Source organism: Xanthomonas hortorum, assembly GCF_040279205.1.
Taxonomy (GTDB): domain Bacteria; phylum Pseudomonadota; class Gammaproteobacteria; order Xanthomonadales; family Xanthomonadaceae; genus Xanthomonas; species Xanthomonas hortorum_F.
In genome coordinates this window covers 1-16634 of sequence record NZ_JBEOLS010000079.1, presented here as the reverse complement: position 1 = coordinate 16634, position 16634 = coordinate 1, and the positions used below count along the sequence as shown (strand labels likewise).

19 protein-coding genes and 1 other RNA gene are annotated in these 16634 nt (G+C 65.1%); 11 read left to right on the top strand and 9 right to left on the bottom strand.

The genetic code is table 11. The annotated features are described in order from the left end of the window. Window positions 1–302: 302 nt before the first annotated feature. The gene (locus ABS769_RS20775; protein WP_006452568.1) at window positions 303–563 is read left to right on the top strand and encodes a hypothetical protein; all 261 of its coding nucleotides are present in this window, start codon (window positions 303–305) and stop codon (window positions 561–563) included. A 102-nt stretch (window positions 564–665) separates the two neighbouring features. Here the strand turns inward: ABS769_RS20775 and ABS769_RS20770 are convergent, their stop codons facing one another. The 5 genes from ABS769_RS20770 to ABS769_RS20750 all read right to left on the bottom strand — a co-directional run bounded on the left by ABS769_RS20770 (window position 666) and on the right by ABS769_RS20750 (window position 5391). Beyond that, entirely contained in the window at window positions 666–2003 is a 1338-nt protein-coding gene (locus ABS769_RS20770; RefSeq protein ID WP_317063097.1) for a PQQ-dependent sugar dehydrogenase, read from the bottom strand. A gap of 89 nt (window positions 2004–2092) precedes the next feature. Next, a complete protein-coding gene (locus ABS769_RS20765) occupies window positions 2093–2401 on the bottom strand; it encodes a DUF3247 family protein (RefSeq protein WP_317063098.1) in 309 nt (102 codons plus the stop codon). Window positions 2402–2526: 125 nt separating this feature from the next. Further along, window positions 2527–4560: a PAS domain-containing hybrid sensor histidine kinase/response regulator gene (locus tag ABS769_RS20760; RefSeq protein ID WP_317063099.1), complete on the bottom strand. Its 2034-nt coding sequence runs from the start codon at window positions 4558–4560 to the stop codon at window positions 2527–2529. A 107-nt stretch (window positions 4561–4667) separates the two neighbouring features. After that, window positions 4668–4958, bottom strand: a complete 291-nt coding sequence (locus ABS769_RS20755) for a hypothetical protein (RefSeq protein WP_023902429.1) — start codon at window positions 4956–4958, stop codon at window positions 4668–4670. After that, complete coding sequence (locus tag ABS769_RS20750; protein WP_168957219.1) at window positions 4945–5391, bottom strand: hypothetical protein; 447 nt, start codon at window positions 5389–5391, stop codon at window positions 4945–4947. Before ABS769_RS20750 ends, ABS769_RS20755 begins: the two co-directional genes overlap by 14 nt. 247 nt (window positions 5392–5638) lie before the next feature. On the opposite strand from ABS769_RS20750, the gene ABS769_RS20745 reads away from it, so the two are divergent. After that, complete coding sequence (locus tag ABS769_RS20745; RefSeq protein ID WP_350498269.1) at window positions 5639–6214, top strand: DUF3016 domain-containing protein; 576 nt, start codon at window positions 5639–5641, stop codon at window positions 6212–6214. Window positions 6215–6441: 227 nt separating this feature from the next. Here ABS769_RS20745 and alr read toward each other — a convergent pair whose 3' ends face one another. Both alr and ABS769_RS20735 read right to left on the bottom strand, forming a co-directional pair. Then, on the bottom strand, window positions 6442–7542 hold the full coding sequence (gene alr, locus ABS769_RS20740; protein WP_317063101.1) for an alanine racemase: 1101 nt from the start codon (window positions 7540–7542) through the stop codon (window positions 6442–6444). Continuing rightward, the gene (locus tag ABS769_RS20735) at window positions 7542–8831 is read right to left on the bottom strand and encodes a D-amino acid dehydrogenase (RefSeq protein WP_317063102.1); all 1290 of its coding nucleotides are present in this window, start codon (window positions 8829–8831) and stop codon (window positions 7542–7544) included. Before ABS769_RS20735 ends, alr begins: the two co-directional genes overlap by 1 nt. A 149-nt stretch (window positions 8832–8980) precedes the next feature. On the opposite strand from ABS769_RS20735, the gene ABS769_RS20730 reads away from it, so the two are divergent. Further along, window positions 8981–9460, top strand: a complete 480-nt coding sequence (locus ABS769_RS20730; protein ID WP_115039666.1) for an Lrp/AsnC ligand binding domain-containing protein — start codon at window positions 8981–8983, stop codon at window positions 9458–9460. A 113-nt stretch (window positions 9461–9573) separates the two neighbouring features. Here ABS769_RS20730 and ABS769_RS20725 read toward each other — a convergent pair whose 3' ends face one another. Continuing rightward, window positions 9574–10005: a hypothetical protein gene (locus tag ABS769_RS20725; RefSeq protein WP_317063103.1), complete on the bottom strand. Its 432-nt coding sequence runs from the start codon at window positions 10003–10005 to the stop codon at window positions 9574–9576. Window positions 10006–10372: 367 nt separating this feature from the next. Here ABS769_RS20725 and msrB point away from each other — a divergent pair, with 367 nt between their 5' ends. From msrB to ABS769_RS20690, 7 genes are all read left to right on the top strand, one after another. Further along, window positions 10373–10837: a peptide-methionine (R)-S-oxide reductase MsrB gene (msrB, locus tag ABS769_RS20720; RefSeq protein ID WP_006452579.1), complete on the top strand. Its 465-nt coding sequence runs from the start codon at window positions 10373–10375 to the stop codon at window positions 10835–10837. A gap of 100 nt (window positions 10838–10937) precedes the next feature. After that, window positions 10938–11009, top strand: a non-coding RNA gene (locus ABS769_RS20715) — sX9 sRNA. Window positions 11010–11061: 52 nt separating this feature from the next. Then, entirely contained in the window at window positions 11062–11268 is a 207-nt protein-coding gene (locus ABS769_RS20710) for a hypothetical protein (RefSeq protein ID WP_317063104.1), read from the top strand. 160 nt (window positions 11269–11428) lie between these two features. Continuing rightward, window positions 11429–12283: a flagellar motor stator protein MotA gene (gene motA / locus ABS769_RS20705; RefSeq protein WP_006452580.1), complete on the top strand. Its 855-nt coding sequence runs from the start codon at window positions 11429–11431 to the stop codon at window positions 12281–12283. Window positions 12284–12293: 10 nt separating this feature from the next. Beyond that, on the top strand, window positions 12294–13502 hold the full coding sequence (motB, locus tag ABS769_RS20700) for a flagellar motor protein MotB (RefSeq protein WP_317063105.1): 1209 nt from the start codon (window positions 12294–12296) through the stop codon (window positions 13500–13502). A gap of 395 nt (window positions 13503–13897) precedes the next feature. Then, window positions 13898–14482, top strand: coding sequence for a hypothetical protein (locus ABS769_RS20695; protein ID WP_317063106.1), 585 nt, complete (start codon window positions 13898–13900; stop codon window positions 14480–14482). Window positions 14483–14490: 8 nt separating this feature from the next. Next, window positions 14491–14775 (top strand): DUF4031 domain-containing protein, encoded by a 285-nt coding sequence (locus ABS769_RS20690; protein WP_023902419.1) that lies wholly within the window; start codon window positions 14491–14493, stop codon window positions 14773–14775. 411 nt (window positions 14776–15186) lie between these two features. On the opposite strand, the gene ABS769_RS20685 is transcribed toward ABS769_RS20690, so the two are convergent. Beyond that, a complete protein-coding gene (locus ABS769_RS20685; protein WP_255086732.1) occupies window positions 15187–15738 on the bottom strand; it encodes a DUF6630 family protein in 552 nt (183 codons plus the stop codon). Between the two features lie 164 nt (window positions 15739–15902). On the opposite strand from ABS769_RS20685, the gene ABS769_RS20680 reads away from it, so the two are divergent. Then, complete coding sequence (locus tag ABS769_RS20680; protein WP_043888891.1) at window positions 15903–16169, top strand: DUF3297 family protein; 267 nt, start codon at window positions 15903–15905, stop codon at window positions 16167–16169. Window positions 16170–16634 lie beyond the last annotated feature (465 nt).

The following is a 16634-nucleotide window of genomic DNA, read 5'->3' as shown; positions in this document are numbered from 1 at the left end:
TCGCGGGACCTTACGCGGCATGGATGCCGCGTAAGAGCCTACACGGACGTACTTGCGGCGTGTCCCGCGATGGTGGGCGGGCAAGGGCCCTGCAGCAAACCCGCAGATCAGCCGCTCTGCAGGGAAGGCCAAATCCTCCGCTTTGCAATCGACCAACGTGAAGTAGTTCTGGCAGCCACTCCAAGCCGATTCCAATTGCGTGACCTGACAACGGCATGCCTTCCAATGTCTATACGGACTATTGATGCGTACGCAACATCTGCCCGCCTAGGCTGAAAGCACGCCCACACCGGAGAGACGCGATGCGAGCCTTGTTCGTAGGTGGAGTTGTCGACAACAGCGAAATGGATCTGGACGACACCCCGCCACCGATGCATTACCCCGAAAACACCGGCGCCGGCCGGCCCCGCTACCGCCTGCATCAAGTAGGTGAGCGCGACGATGGCAGCCTGGCCTATGCGGTCTATGGCGCACCGGAAATGGCCGACGATGACATCAGCCGGATTACCGAGGAGCGTGGCTACGCGCGTCGCTTCAGTGCGTCTCCGGAGGCGCCGCGCTAATTGCGCTTAAGCGACCTGATTGTGTTCGAGTGAGAACGCGCATGAAAAAACCGGGCCTGAGCCCGGTTTTTTTGTTTGATCGACTGGATCAGCGCATTGGGATCAGCGTGCCTTCGGAGTCACGCGCCAGATCACATTGCCCACATCGTCAGCCACCAGCAGCGCGCCGTTATTGTCGGGCGCCACACCGACCGGGCGGCCCTGTGCATTGCCTTCGGCGTCGAGAAAACCGTCCAGCACGGTGATCGGCGTGCCGTTGGGCTTGCCGTCCACGAACGGCACGAACAGCACCTTGTAGCCACTGGGCGGATCGCGATTCCATGAGCCATGTTGGCCGATGAAAGCGCCCTGGCGGAAGCGCTCCGGCAGCAGCGTACCGTTGGCGAAGGCCAGACCGAGCGAGGCGGTATGCGGGCCGAGCGCATAGTCGGGCTTGATCGCCTTGGCCACCAGTTCGGCATTCTGCGGCTTGACCCGCTCGTCCACGTGCTGGCCGTAATAGCTGTAAGGCCAGCCGTAGAAGCTGCCATCGCGCACCGAGGTCAGATAGTCAGGCACCAGATCGCTGCCGATTTCATCGCGCTCGTTCACCACCACCCACAGCGATTTGCTCTGCGGCTCCCACGCGGTACCGACCGGATTGCGCAGCCCGCTGGCGAACACGCGGCTGCTGCCGGTGGCCGGGTCGATCTCCAGAATCGCCGCGCGGTTGAGCTCGGCTTCCATGCCGTTCTCGGCCACATTGCTGTTGGAGCCCACGCCTACATACAGCTTGCTGCCATCGGCACTGGCCAGCAGCGACTTGGTCCAATGGTGATTCAGACCGCCAGGCAGATTGGCCACGAAGGTCGGCTTGGCGGTGATATGCGTATCGCCGGCCTTGTACGGAAAGCTCACCAGCGCGTCGGCATTGGCGACATAGAAACGATCGCCGACCAAGGCCATGCCGAACGGCGAAAACAGGCCGCTGACAAACTGCGTGCGTACTTCGGCCACACCATCGCCATCGACGTCGCGCAGCAGCGTGATGCGATTGGCGCTGGGCACCACGGCACCGGCCTTGCTCATCATCGCGCCCTGCACTTTCTTGCGGATCCCGCCACCGCCTTCGGCATCGTCCGGCTTGGGCGGTTCTGCAGTTTCGGCCACCAGCACATCGCCGTTCGGCAGCACATAGACCCAACGTGGGTGGTCGAGATCGCGTGCGAACGCGGCGACCTGCAGATCGTCGGCAGCGATCGGCTTGGCGTTCTCGGTCCAGCGTTTGACCGGCGCCACCTTGACCGTGGGGATCAGGCGTTTGACCGGCTCGGGCAATTGCGGGTTGGGTCCGGTTCCCTGTTCGATGGCAAGCGTGGCGGTATCGCCGCAGGCGGCGAGAACGGCGACAGTCAATAACGACAGCGGCCAACGAGCGAGCTTCAACGAGGGTGCATTCATTGCGGGGGCAATCCTGAACAGTTGCGACAATCGGCCATCATGCCGTCAACACCACGTTGAGAAGTAAACACGTCGTCAATGCAGACGTGTCAGGGCGTAGATTGCGGAGCGGTGCCCACCGGCAGCGGGTGCACCGCCACGATGCGATCCATCCAGATCCACTGCGGTTCCTGCGCTGCATCCAGGTGATCCAGGCGCAATTGGCCGTTGATGCCTTCGCGCTGCTGAGCGTCCAGATAGGTCTGGATGGTCGGGCGCACGGCAACCGTGCCGCTGATGGTGCTGCCATCGTCCAGTTCGATCTGCACACGCTCCTGACCACCGAGCAGCGACACCCAGTGTTCGAGCGTTGCGATCTGTACCTGTTCCGAATAAACGTGCGGGGCGTATTTGGACATCACGGCATCTCCGAAGAAGAAATTGCCACGCTAGGCCACTGGCTGTGAAAGAAGCACAAAACAGCGTCTTGCTTATGCAATCGCCTGGCTACGCATGATCGCGCGACGTGGATGCCGCGCGTGGGTCACTCCACCGATTCGCGCGCCGCGCGCACAGCGGTGACAAGTTGCGCAACGCTGTAGGGCTTTGCCAGATGCTCCTGAAAACCGGAGTCCAGCGCGCGCTTGCGATCGTCGTCGCGCGCCAGTGCGGTCACTGCCACCGCCGGCAATGCAGTGGCGTCCAGCCCCAGGTTTTCGCGCACGGTGCGGATCAGTCCGTAGCCATCCATGCCCGGCATGCCGATGTCGGTCAGCATCAAATCGAAGCGTGCGTAACCGCGATGATCGATCAGCGCCAGTGCATCGGTGGCGCTGCCGGCGGTGACCACTTCGGCGCCCTGCTCTTCCAGCAGGCGGCGCAGATAGTCGAGCATGTCCGGCTGATCTTCCACTGCCAGCAGACGCAGGCCATTAAGCGCACGTGCTTCGATAATCTGCTCGGACATCAGCCGCCGACGCAGTTCGCGCCGCGGCCGCCTGGCCTGATCGGGAATGTGCTCGGGAAGGCGCACGGTAAACGTGGCGCCCTTGCCGCGCCCGCCACTTGTTGCGCCCACCTGGCCGCCATGCATTTCCACCAATTGCTGCACGATCGCCAGGCCCAGGCCCAGACCGCCGTGCTGGCGCGTGGTGGTGCCGTCTGCCTGGCGGAAGCGCCCGAACAGATGCGGCAGGAACTCGGCGGCGATGCCGTCGCCGGAGTCGCGTACCGACACCAGCAGATGGCCGTCGTCGCGCTCGATGGTGACGTCGATGCGGCCGTGTGCCGGCGTGAACTTGATGGCGTTGGAGAGCAGATTCCACAACACCTGCTGCAGCCGTGTGGCATCGCCGAGTACCAGGCACGGGGTGTCCGGCACGTGCACCTCCAGGATCTGGTCCTTGCCTTCGGCAGCCAGTTCCTGGGTAGTCAGCGCTTCGTGCACCTGCTCGGCCAGATCCAGCGATTCGACCTCCAGCTGCACCTTGCCCAGCAGCATGCTGCTGAGATCGAGCATGTCCGAGATCAGCCGCTTTTGCGCGCGTGCGCTGCTGGCGATCACCGACAGGCCCTTGTAGGTGGGTTGGCCTTCTTCGACCCGCTGCAGCAGCAGTTCGCTCCAGCCAAGAATCGTGGTCAATGGCGTGCGTAATTCGTGCGACAGCGTGGCCAGGAACTCGTCCTTGAACCGCGCCATGCTCTCGGCCTCGTTGCGCGCAGTGCGCTCGGACTCGAGCAATTGTTCGCGCGCCAATTCGATTTCGCGCTGCTCGGTGACATCCGGACTGCTGCCGGCAAGACCGATAAAGCGACCATCGGCCGAATACCGTGGCGTGGCGGCCATTTCGATCCAGCGCCACTGGCCATCGTGGCGGCGCGCACGTACCAGCGCATGCAACGCGCGCTGTTCTTCCAGGGAGGCGGCCAGTTCGAACTGGAAGATCGACAGATCGTCCGGATGCAGCAATTCGCTCCACGCCGAGACCGTGCCGCTGGAAATATCGATGCCGAAAAATTCGCCATAAGCACTGTTGACGAAACGCACGACACCTTGCGCGTCCAGCACCCAGACCGGCATCGGCAAGCCATCGGCCAGTGCGCTGAAGCGCGCCTCGCTCTCGGCCAGCTCGCGCTCGACGCGCTTGCGCTCGGTGATGTCCATGAACAGCACCGCCACCCGCGCCTGCTCCGGTTGCCCAACCCGGAACGCATCCACCGAATACCAGCGCCGCAACGCCTTGGCCTGCATTTCGAAATGGATACGGTTGCCGGTACGGGCAACGTGCCCGTAGCGGTCGAACCACTCCTGCTCATGCTCGGCGAGCATGCCGCGCACGGAGACGTTCACCGCGTTGGTCAGACCGGTGTAGCGCTCGAACGCGCCATTGGTCGAGCGAATCACGTAATCGACGGCTTTGTCGCCATCGAACACCATGTCGATGACGCAGAACCCAGCGTCCACGTTATGGAAGATCTCGTGATACATCGCAGGATCCAGGAACGGCTCGGCGATGGCGGCAGGCAGGCCGGCGGCCAAGTCAGGGCTGGGACTGGAAGTGCTCAAATCGGGGTCCACGGGTGATGCCGATGCGGATGACGGGCAGATGAAAACACGCCCGATGTCGTCAGCGGGTGCACGGGCAACTGACCGGATTCACGATTCACCCACAATCCCGAATCGCCTCACCACAGCAAGGCCGCAGACAGCGCGATAGCGGCGGCCAGCAACACGATGCCGGCAATCACGCCGCGCAGGACCCATTGGCCTTCGCGCCGCAACTGCTCATCCATCCAACGTTGGGCTTCTTCGCGCCAGGCAGTCGAGCGCGCATGGTCGGCATCCAGTAACAGCAAACGCACGCGCGACAGCCCCAGCTCGGCGCATTCGCTGCGACAGCGCAGGCTGAAACCGTCTACGCCGCTCGCGACCTGGGCGTCGAGCGGCAGTTGCAATTCGAGTTCAGGCCTGGACATAACGGGGACGCTCCTGATCCAGCTCGTGTTCCAGCGCCATGCGCGCCAGTTGGGTGTAGTTGGCACGCGGGCCCTGGCCGCGACCGGTGAGCATTCCCTGGTAATCCAGGTCCTGCCAGACCCGCCCCGTCCACTCGACGCAATCCTCGGCAATGACCAGCATCAACGAGTAACGGTAGTCGAGCCCATTGGCCGAGGTGTAGGCATAGACCGGCGGGAACTGCACCGCCACATCACCCTGCCGCGCCAACGCAGCCAGATGCTCACGCAGTGCATCCCGTGGGTCGGCACCTGGCTCCAGACGCATCCCGCGGGTTGCCAGATCCAGATCCACATCGCTTTGCAACGCGACGAACGCGGCGGCACCGGTGGACGGGTTGTGACCGTGCTGCTTTGCCCAGTCGATGAACTGCAGGCGCACGTCCGACGGCATGTGTGCCGGCGCCGAGGAAGCTGACTTTGTGCGGAAAGAGTGGGTGTCCATGCTGGCGATCATCCGGTCCGCGCCGTGAAGCGCGGGCGCAGGCGCAGTGAACCCGCCGTCATGGTGGCGCGGTCGTGGATTAACCGCGCGCAACACCGATGCATGCCCGGTTGCTGCCGCGTTGCGGGCGATCCAGCGCACCCCCACACTGCTGGAACACCCGGTACGCCATGTACCTTCCGCTTGGAGACTTTCCATGAAACGTTCCAGCCTTTTCGGCGCCAGCCTGTTGCTGGCAGGACTGCTCGCGGCGACCGGTGTGCAGGCCCGCGTGCGTAATGTCACCGACCCTCAAGCGCCACGCGCGCTGAGCAGCGAAGGAAACGTGGATATGCGCTGGACCGACCCGGCGCAGTTTGCCGAGATGCGCTTCAGCGGCAACCGCTGGGAGGCGCAGCGCGGCGATTGGGTGACCCAGCTGGCGACCCATTTCCAGCAAAGTGCCGCCCGCCGGCTTCCCGACGGCCAACACCTGAGCGTGACCATCACCGACATCCGCCGCGCCGGCCAGTACGAGCCCTGGCACGGCCCGCGCATGCAGGACGTGCGCATCGTCAAGGACATCTACCCGCCGCGGTTGAGCTTCAGCTACACGCTGACCGGCGCCAATGGCGAGGTGATCGATCAGGGCGAGCGCAAGCTGGTGGATTCGGCATTTCTGATGAGCGGCCCGCGCTTGACCGACAGCGACCCGTTGCGCTTCGAAAAAGCGATGATCGACGACTGGGTGCGCAAGCAGTTCCGTGGCGATCGGAGTACGGCCGGGGTGTGAGCTCCGCTTGAGCCCCTCTCCTGCGGGGCGAGAAGGCACAGCTTGCGCGCCACTGGCGCGCGTGCCTTGGTGCGCCTGCGCCGCTGGCGCAGGCCGGGGCGCGGAGCGGGGGTTGGGGTGAGGGTACGGGGGCGAAGCCCTCGTGTTGTTCCGACTGCACGAGGCTTCGCTCGTACCCTCATCCGGCGCTGCGCGCCACCTTCTCCCGATGGGAGAAGGGATGCAACTTACCGGGTCACTTCGTCGCCCACTGCCGCCTCACCTACATACGTCCGCGGCACGCGCTTGAGTCCACACAGCAGCTGATACGCGCTGACATTGCACTGCGTGGCCAACGGGGCGACCCGTGGCGCATCGCCCCACAGCTGCACTGGCGCGCCAATCTCCGCCTGCGGATGCTCGGTGAGATCCACGGTGAGCATGTCCATCGAGACGCGACCGATCAACGGGCAGACCTGCCCATCCACCAGCACCGGGGTGCCATTAGGTGCGAACTGCGGATAGCCGTCGGCATACCCCATCGCCACCACGCCCACGCGTGTGGGCCGTTGCGCAACGAAGCGGGCGCCGTAGCCCACCGGCTCGCCGGCCGGCAGCTCGCGCACGGAGATGATGCGCGAACGCAGCGTCATCACCGGGCGCAGTTGCGCAGTGCTCTCGGTTTCCTGCGGGAACGGGTTTGCGCCGTACAGCATCAGCCCGGGGCGCGACCAATCGTTGCGCAGCGCCGGCCAGCCGAGCAGGCCGGGCGAATTGCGCAGACTGGTTTCCGCGCGCATGCCGCCTGCGGTGAGCGCGAAGGCCACCGCCTGTTCGTCGGTGCGGCTGCACTCCAGTTCGTCGGCGCGCGCCAGGTGGGTCATCAGCACCAGCGAGGCAATCTGCGGCAGCCCGCGCAAGCGCAACCACGCGGCGCGAAAATCTTCCGGCGACAAGCCGAGCCGATGCATGCCGCTGTCCAGCTTCAACCACACCCGTAACGGGCGTGGGCTCTGAAAGTCGGCCAGCGCGCGCACCTGCTGCGTGGTGGCTGCCACCGTCCACAGATCGTGCTCGGCGATCAGGCGCAGTTCGTCGTGTTCGAAAAAACCTTCCAGCAGCAAAATCGGCGCGCGGATACCGGCCTGGCGCAGCCCCAGTGCCTCTTCGATGCAGGCCACCGCAAAGCCGTCGGCTTCCGGCTCCAACGCCTGCGCGCAGCGCACCGCGCCATGCCCGTAAGCATCGGCCTTGACCACCGCGAGGGCCTTGCTGCCGCCCAGGCGCTTGGCCAGGCGGTAGTTGTGACGCAATGCATCCAGATCGATCAACGCTTGCGCAGGACGCACTACGCGGCCTCCTGCGGCGCGCGGGCGCTGCGTGGCGAGAGGTAACGGAACACATCCAGGCCTTCGGTATCGATGTCCGGGCTGCGGCCCTGCATTAGATCGGCCAGATAGCGGCCAGAGCCGCAGGCCATGGTCCAGCCCAGGGTGCCGTGGCCGGTGTTGAGGAACAGGTTGGAATACGGCGTGGCTCCGACCACCGGGGTGCCATCGGGCGTGGCCGGGCGCAGGCCGGTCCAGAACTCGGCCCTGGCCAGATCGCCGCCGCCCGGGAACAGGTCGTTGACCACCATTTCCAGGGTGGCGCGGCGGCGCGGATTCAACGACAGATCGAACCCAGCCACCTCGGCCATGCCGCCGACGCGGATACGCTCGTCGAAGCGGGTGATGGCGATCTTGTAGCTTTCGTCCAGCACCGTGGAGGTCGGCGCGCGCTGCGCGTCGACGATCGGGATGGTCAGCGAATAGCCCTTGAGCGGATACACCGGCAGATGCATGCCGAGCGAGAGCAGCAGGTCGGCTGAATAGCTGCCCAGCGCCAGCACGTAGCGGTCGGCGGTTTCGAGACGCCCATCGATCTGCACGCCGGTGACGGTGCGGCCGTCGTGCTCCAGATGCTCGATCTGCTGCCCGTAGCGGAATTGCACACCGGATTGCGCGGCCAGCGCAGCCAGGCGCTGGGTGAACAGCCGGCAGTCGCCGGTCTGGTCTTCGGGCAGGCGCAAGGCGCCGGCCATCTGCGCGCCGCCGCCGGCCAGGCCGGGTTCGAACTGGGCGATCTGCGCGGGTGTCAGCAATTCGTACGGCACGCCGTACTGGGCCAGCACTTCGATGTCCTGCGCGGCGGCGTCCAGCTGTTGCTGGGTGCGGAACAACTGGGTGGTGCCGAGCTGGCGGCCTTCGAATTCCAGCCCGGTGCTGGCGCGCAGTTCATTGAGGCAATCGCGGCTGTAGTCGGACATGCGCACCATGCGCGCCTTGTTCACTGCATAGCGCTCGGCGGTGCAGTTGCGCAGCATCTGGGTCAGCCAGGCCAGCTGGCGCAGATCGCGGGTGGGCCGGATCGACAACGGCGCGTGCTGGGCGAACAACCACTTCATCGCCTTGCCCGGCACGCCGGGGGCGGCCCAGGGCGAGGTGTAGCCGAACGACAGCTGGCCCGCGTTGCCGTAGCTGGTTTCCAGCGCCGAGGCCGGCTGGCGGTCCACCACGGTGACCTCGCAGCCGGACTGCGCCAGATACCAGGCGGTGGTGGTGCCGATGACGCCGCTACCGAGAATGAGCACCCGCATGTCGTTCTCCTGGAAAGGGTATTCCCCCACAACCAAGCGCCGAGGGAGACAGTTAGACGCAGTATATTGCGAACCAGGCAGTGCCGTTTCTGGAATCGGCGCTACTTCGCAGTGAAATTTCCTGCCAAATCTGTAGGGAGACAGACCTCATGGCCACCCGTGTGCGCGAGCTGGACAAGATCGACCGCAAGATTCTGCGCATCCTGCAGCAGGAGGGGCGGATTTCCTTTACCGACCTGGGCGAACGGGTGGGGTTGTCCACCACGCCCTGCACCGAGCGCGTACGCCGGCTGGAGCGCGATGGCGCCATCACCGGCTACTACGCGCGGCTGGACCCGCACCTGCTCAAGGCCAGCCTGCTGGTATTCGTGGAGATCAGCCTGGCCTACAAGTCCGGCGACATCTTCGAAGAGTTCCGCCGCGCCGCGCTCAAGTTGCCCAACGTGCTGGAATGCCATCTGGTCTCGGGCGATTTCGATTATCTGCTCAAGGCGCGCATCAGCGAGATGGCGTCCTATCGCAAGCTGCTCGGCAGCACCTTGTTGACCTTGCCGCATGTACGCGAGTCCAAGAGCTACATCGTGATGGAAGAGGTCAAGGAGACGTTGGCGTTGCCGATTGCGGACTGAGGCGGGGATTGGGGATTGGGGATTCGTGGTCGGCGACGCAGCGAAGCTTGGGACGGCGGTTGGATGGAGACCGATCTGATTGCTGCGGATCAGACATCGACTGCTGCCGGATGTCAGCGCACCACGCGCATGCCGTCGCCGGCCGGAACCGCGTCGTAATAACGCCCGGTCTTGGTGTCCAGCACCCGGTTGGCGCCGGCCGGCTGCATGCCTTGCAGCAAGCGGCCATTGCGGTCGTAGACCATCGGCGCGCTGGCCGGCAGCACCTGGCTACCGGCCGGGGCCACCGGCGTCTGTGCCGGGCCACGGGTGGGGATGGTCGGCGCGGACGGGCGCTGACCGAGCTGCGACGGCACCGGACTGGTGCCTGGCGCTGGCTGCACTGCGCGCGGCGCAGTCAGCGTGGGCTGCGCGGGAGCCGGCGTGGTGATCGGCTGCAGGGTGTTGGACGAGCGCGTGGTAGTGGCCGATTGCGCCAGCGCCGCGCCGGCAATCGCCAGCAGGCCGCACAGCAGCAGGCCGCGCGTTGAAGGATGGATCGCCATGACGGGCACCGTGATTGATTGGGCAGTATTGACTGGGTGGGGGCGCCGGTGTGCTGCAGCAATGCACGGGATCGGCTGCGGGATGAACACGTTCGCGAGATGAGTGCAGCGCGAAGAGTCCCTTCTCCCATCGGGAGAAGGTGGGCGCGCAGCGCCGGATGAGGGTGCGAGCGAAGCCTAGTGTTCTCACCTACCCGATCTGGCTTCGCCCCGTACCCTCACCCCAACCCCTCTCCCGCAGGGAGAGGGGCTTGAGTCCCTGCGGACGGAAGAAGGCTTCGAGCACTTAGGTTGAACGCAGCCTGCTGCGCCCACATCACTGAGGGCAGACGCGGCACCCCGCCAGCGCGCGTATGCGAGAGCCTTCATGAGCCAGTTCGATCTAACACCGCCCTCCCCCGCCCAACGCGATGCCCTGATCGCCGGGCTCAGCGACGAGGAGCAGCGCGTGCTGCTGCAGCACGGCACCGAGGCGCCGTTCTGCGGGGTGTTCCTGGACAACAAGCTGGAGGGCGTCTACACCTGCCGCCTGTGCGGGCTGCCGCTGTTTCGCTCCAGCGCAAAGTTCGAATCCGGCACCGGCTGGCCGAGCTTCTTCGCCCCGTACGACGCCGCCCATGTGCGCGAGATCCGCGACATCAGCTACGGCATGATCCGCACCGAGATCGTATGCGCGCGCTGCGACAGCCACCTCGGCCACGTGTTCCCCGACGGCCCGCCGCCGACCGGCGAGCGGCATTGCCTGAACTCGGTCTCGCTGGGCTTCACCGAAGATGGCCAGGCACTGCCGAACCCGCTGCAACGCGACGGTGCCGAGGCGCAACCGGCCTGACTTGGCGAGGCCGCCCAGAAATCAGTGGCGACCCACTCAGAGCGACTCACAGAACTACAGCGCAATCGTCAGGCGGGCGCGGCCGGCGCTCGGAATCGGCATGCACGGTTCATTTCGGTTCCTGTGTGCCGTCCGCACCCACCTGACGGCCGCTCGCTACGTTCTGTTATCCGCTCTTACTGCCCACACCATTGCTCGCTGTAGTGCTAGAAACTGCCACGACAATGACGCTCGACGCTCGGCGGCGGGTCATCCGGGACGTGGTGCAGACGCTGAAGTTTGCTGCCGAGCGCAACCTGCGCATCAAGTCCGCCGATGCTGGTGCCACCGCCAATGCAGAGGCCGCTTGCTGCAATGCGCTGTCTCGACGCACACAGCAGTCGATGCAAATCGCAAGCTCAACCAGGCAGACCTTTTCATCACTGCGGTGAACGCCTTGCCGCAGTAAGCGCGATGCCGCTGATCGCCCTATGTGAAGCCTGCACGCACCACCCGATCGTTCAGTTACAACGCACACCTTCACGCCGTGCACTTCAAGAATCCGCCGGGCGCGCCGAAACAACAGCAACCCTGTTTGCTTTTGGCTGCGCCATGCTCATCATCATCGGCTTCATCGTCGTCATCGTCAGTGTCCTCGGCGGCTATGTGCTGTCGCACGGAAAGCTGGGCGCGTTGTGGCAGCCGTACGAGCTGTTGATCATCGGCGGCGCGGCGTTGGGCGCGTTCCTGGTCAGCACGCCGGGCAAGATCGTCAAGGAAACCTTCAGTAGTGTCCTGGGCGTGTTCAAGGGCCCGCAGTACAAGTCCGAGGACTACAAGGACACCCTGAGCCTGGTCTACGAACTGTTGAACAAGGCCCGCCGCGACGGCTTCATGGCCCTGGAAGATCACGTCGAAAAACCGCAGGACAGCACCATCTTCGGCAACTACCCCAAGGTGGTGGCCGACCATCACCTGCTGGACTTCATCACCGACTGCCTGCGCCTGATGATCGGCAGCAACATCGAGCCGCACGAGCTGGAGCCGCTGCTCGAACTGGAACTGGAAAAGCACCACCACGAGGCGATGGCGCCATCGCATGCCTTGAGCAAGGTCTCCGACGGCCTGCCCGGCTTCGGCATCGTGGCCGCCGTGCTCGGCATCGTGATCACCATGGGCTCGATCGGTGGGCCGATCGAAGAGATCGGCCACCACGTCGGCGCCGCCCTGGTCGGTACCTTCCTCGGCATCCTGCTGGCCTATGGCTTCGTGGCGCCGTTGTCGGCGGCGATGGAAGCGCGTGCCGATCAGGACGGGCGCATCTACGAAGCGGTCAAGACCGCGCTGCTGGCCTGCCTGCGCGGCTACAACCCGAAGATTGCGCTGGAATTCGCGCGCAAGACGCTGCCCTCCAACGTGCGTCCGAGCTTTGCGGATTTCGAAACGCACCTGAAGACGATCAAGTAGGGCCGCAGTCATGGCCGAGGGCAAATCCACCGTCGTCATCCGACGGGTCAAGAAGGTGCAGGGCGGCGGCCATCATGGCGGCGCCTGGAAAGTGGCGTTTGCCGACTTCGTGACCGCGATGATGGCCTTCTTCCTGGTGCTGTGGCTGATGGCCGCCACCACCAAGGAGCAGCGCGCTGCGATCTCGGAATATTTCCGCAATCCCAGCCCGTTGTCGGGCAAATCGCCGGCGCCTTCGCCCGGCATGAACGGGCCCGGCGGCGCCAGCACCTCGATGATCAAGCTCGGCGGCACCGCCGACATGGCCAAGGGGCAGAAGGACGAAATGGGCCGCAAGCGCGACAACGCTGCCGATACCACCGAAGACAGCCGAGCCAAGGACAAGAAGCGCCTGGAAGCGCTGATGCAGGACCTGAAGGAGGCCATCGACAAGAGCCAGGCGCTGGAGCCGTTCAAGGACCAGTTGCTGCTCGACCTCACGCCCGATGGCCTGCGCATCCAGATCGTGGACAAGCAGAACCGCCCGATGTTCGACATCGGCCGCGACCAGCTCAAGCCGTACACGGTGTACATCCTGCGCGAGCTGTCCAGCTTCATCAATCAGGTGCCCAACCACATCAGCATCACCGGCCACACCGACACCACCGCCTACAGCAGCGATGCCGGTTACACCAATTGGGAACTCAGTGCCGACCGCGCCAATGCCGCGCGCCGTGCGCTGGTGGGCGGCGGCATGGCCGATGCCAAGGTCACCCGTGTGGTGGGCTTGTCCTCGTCGGTGCTGTTCGACAAGACCAACCCGCAGAATCCGATCAACCGCCGCATCAGCATCGTGGTGATGACCCAGGACGCCGAGCAGACTGCGTTGGCCGGCGCCGGCCAGGGCGTGGCGCTGGGTAAATCCACCCACGATGCCGACACGCATGTGCCGGATCTGAGTGCGGCCGCGGCCACCGGGACTGCTTCGGTGGGCACGCCGGCTGCGGTGCCTGCTGCGGGTAAGGCGGCGAGTGTATCGGTGGGTCCGGGTGCGGCGGCAGCGGCGCCAACCGCAACCGGCACACCGGCAGCGACCACGGCCACTGGCGCAGCGCCGGCTGCACCGCGCATCTCCACACGTACCCAGGTCGCCTCGGCTGCCGCGCTGGCCAAAGCTGCCGAGGCCGCTGTAGCTGCGGCGCCGCGCACTGCGGTCAGCACTGCGCCCGAGCAGCGCTGACGGCGTTGCGCGACACCTGGCAGCAGGTGTCAGGTGGCTGAAGACGGCACGCTGTCTTGCATGCAGCTGCTGACCAGGATCCGCACCGCGCACCGCTGCAAGCAAGACGCCCCGGTGGTGCTGAGCGGCGCCCCCCTACCCAGCAGTTGTCAGGTGACTGCAGGCGGCGCGTCGTCTTACATACCGATCCTCCGCGCCGCCTGACGGTGAGCGCACTCGCTGTGTCAGCGGCTTCAGGCTGCCCCAGACCCCGGCATTAGCGGTCTTCATCACGCGACCGGATCGATCGATGCATCGGCCCGGAAGGCCGCCATTGACGGGCCTGGCGGCGTCGAGCGAGCCGGGTCACGCACAAGCGCCTAGAATGGCCGGCCATTCCCAGCGTCGAGAACACCGTGTCCCGCAATTCAAAGGCCAAGCGCGACAAGCGCAAGAAGCAGCTCCCCAAGCGTCCGATCGTCCGTCTGGGCCAGGCGCCCCAGGTCACCAACCACGCCGTGCTGCAGGATGCCGATGGTCGCGTGGTCGCTGCAATCGGTCTGCAGGGTGGCAGCGAGTGGATGCTGTCGATCGGCGGCCAGACCATGGGCAGCGCCGATAATCCGGTACCGATGCTGGCCATGCTCAAGCACCTGGCCAACCTGCAGGAAGCCGAAGGCAAGACCATCTCGCTGGAATATTCGACCCAGCTGCAGCAGATGATCGACGACCTGGCCGCCGAAGACGGCAAGACCGCCGAGGAATACCTGACCACGCTGGTGGCCGAATTCCAGAACGCCGATGCCGATGAAGACGGCGATGACGCTGCAGAAGACGCAGCCGCCGACGCCGGCACCGACGCCGTTGCGGAAGATTCGGCTGGCGACGACGCTGGCAGCGACGACGACAGCACGGCAGACGCAGACGCCAGCGATGCCGCAACCGACGACGCCGACGGCGAGACGGCCGGCAAGAAGCCGAAGAAATCCAAGAAGGCCTGACCCGGCCGATGGCCGTCTACGTCGACGATGCGGTGCATCTGTGGCGCGAGCAGCGCTGGGCGCACCTGCTCGGCGATACGCTGGACGAGCTGCATGCGATGGCGGCGCGGCTGGGCATTCCCCGCCGCGCCTTCCAGAACAAACTCAGCGGCGCGCACTACGACGTGCCGGCACCGTTACGCATCGAGGCGATCGCGCTCGGTGCCATCGCCATCTCCCGTCACACCGATCGCGTACTGCTCAAAGCCTTGATCGCCAACGCGCGGGCGCAGGCGCGTGGCGAGGTGCCGTGAAGCGGGGATTGGGGAATCGGAAGTGGGGATTCGCAACGGCAGTGGCTGCGGCCTGATCGGCGGCGTGCTTGAGTAGCCTGCCTGCATGCGGTGACAAACCTATTCGAATGATGACTGTCGCGCGCAGGCACGCTCCTACGTGACAGATGTTCTGATCTGGAGGCCTTCTTCCATTTCCAAACGGCATGCCTCTGTAGGAGCGCGCTTGCGCGCGAGAGGCTATCCCGTTAACGCCCCATCGCACGCCAGCGCGCTCCTACGTGGCAGTCGTTGGCCATTAAATGCCTGCTCGCCAGACCACGCGCTTCGCGTCCTGCCGCGCCAGCGCGCACAACTCACCGCTCAACCCGACCCCGACACACCCCGGGACCGCTCTTGCGAATCCCCAATCCCGATTCCCCATCTCAGCCCTCAAAACGCCTCATTCCCCAGCCGCACTTCCACGTCCAGCAGCGAGGTCAGTGCCATCATCGCTTCATCGTCGCGGCTGAGGGCGATCCAGCCGGCGTAGGCGTCGCCGCCGGTGTTCCAGTTCCACAGCGAATAGCCGTGTTCGCGCAGGCGATCGAAGGCCACCGCCATCAGATCGGGCACGCTCAGGCCGTTGGCGAATTCTTCGTCGTCCAGGTCGCCGCCCCAGGCGATGCGCAGGTTCCAGCGCGCGCTGAGTTCGTCGATGGCGGCAATGAACGAGTCGGTGTCCTTCCAGTCGACGAAAAAGCCCGAGCGCCAGTCGATCGCGTCCTTCAACGCCCACAGCCAGGCATCGTCGCCTTCGTCTTCGTCCAGGTCGGCCTGCGCCTCGCGCCAGGCATCGAACTGGGCAAGCGCAGTTTCTTCGTCGCCGGGATTGATCAGCAGCAGCAGATTCCACACCCGCCCCGGATGATCGTCGACATCGTCTTCGTCGCTTTCGGGCTGCAGGCCTTCGTCGTCTTCGTAATCGGCACTGTTGTCGGGCATGGCGGTCTCGTTCAAGGTTTGCAGGCGTGAAGTGTGAGGCCTGGCGCCGCGCAAGCAAACCGACCGGCGCGTGCGGATTCATCGGAAGGGGCTGGTCTTCGCGGCGCAGGCCCGTATCCTGTGCGGCCGAAGACGGCCATCCCGGCCGCCATGACGCCTTTCCCATGAGCGATACCCCTCCCGATCATCTGGCCATCGATGCGCGCAGCCCGTTCCACGACGCCGATGCACTCAACCGCGGCATCGGCGTGCGTTTCAACGGTGTCGAACGCGACAACGTGGAGGAGTATTCGGTCAGCGAAGGCTGGATCAAGGTGCAGGTCGGCAAGGCGCGCGACCGTCGCGGCAACCCGATGACGATGAAGATCAAGGGTGAAGTGGTGGCCTACTTCCTGGACACCAAGAGCGACGCCGCGCCTGCTGCCGAGTAAGAGCGGCTGACCAAACTACTTCACGTTGTTCGATTGCAGAGCTGCTGAGCTGCGACTTGGCTGCAGGGCCCTTGCCCGCCCACCATCACGGGACACGCTGCAAGTACGTTCGTGTAGCAGCGATGACTGCCGCATTAGCAGCTGCAGCTGAGCTGCGACTTGGCTGCAGGGCCTTTGCCCGCCCACCGTCGCGGGACACGCTGCAAGTACGTTCGTGTAGCGGCGATGACTGCCGCATTAGCAGCTGATCTGCGACTTGGCTGCAGGGCCCTTGCCTGCCCACCATCGCGGGACACGCTGCAAGTACGTTCGTGTAGCGGCGATGACTGCCGCATTAGCAGCTGATCTGTGCCCTAGCTGCAGGGCCCTTGCCCGCCCACCCTCGCGGGACACGCCGCAAGTACGTCCATGTAGGCTCTTACGCGGCATCCATGCCGCGTAAGGTCCCGCGACGGTGGGCGGGCA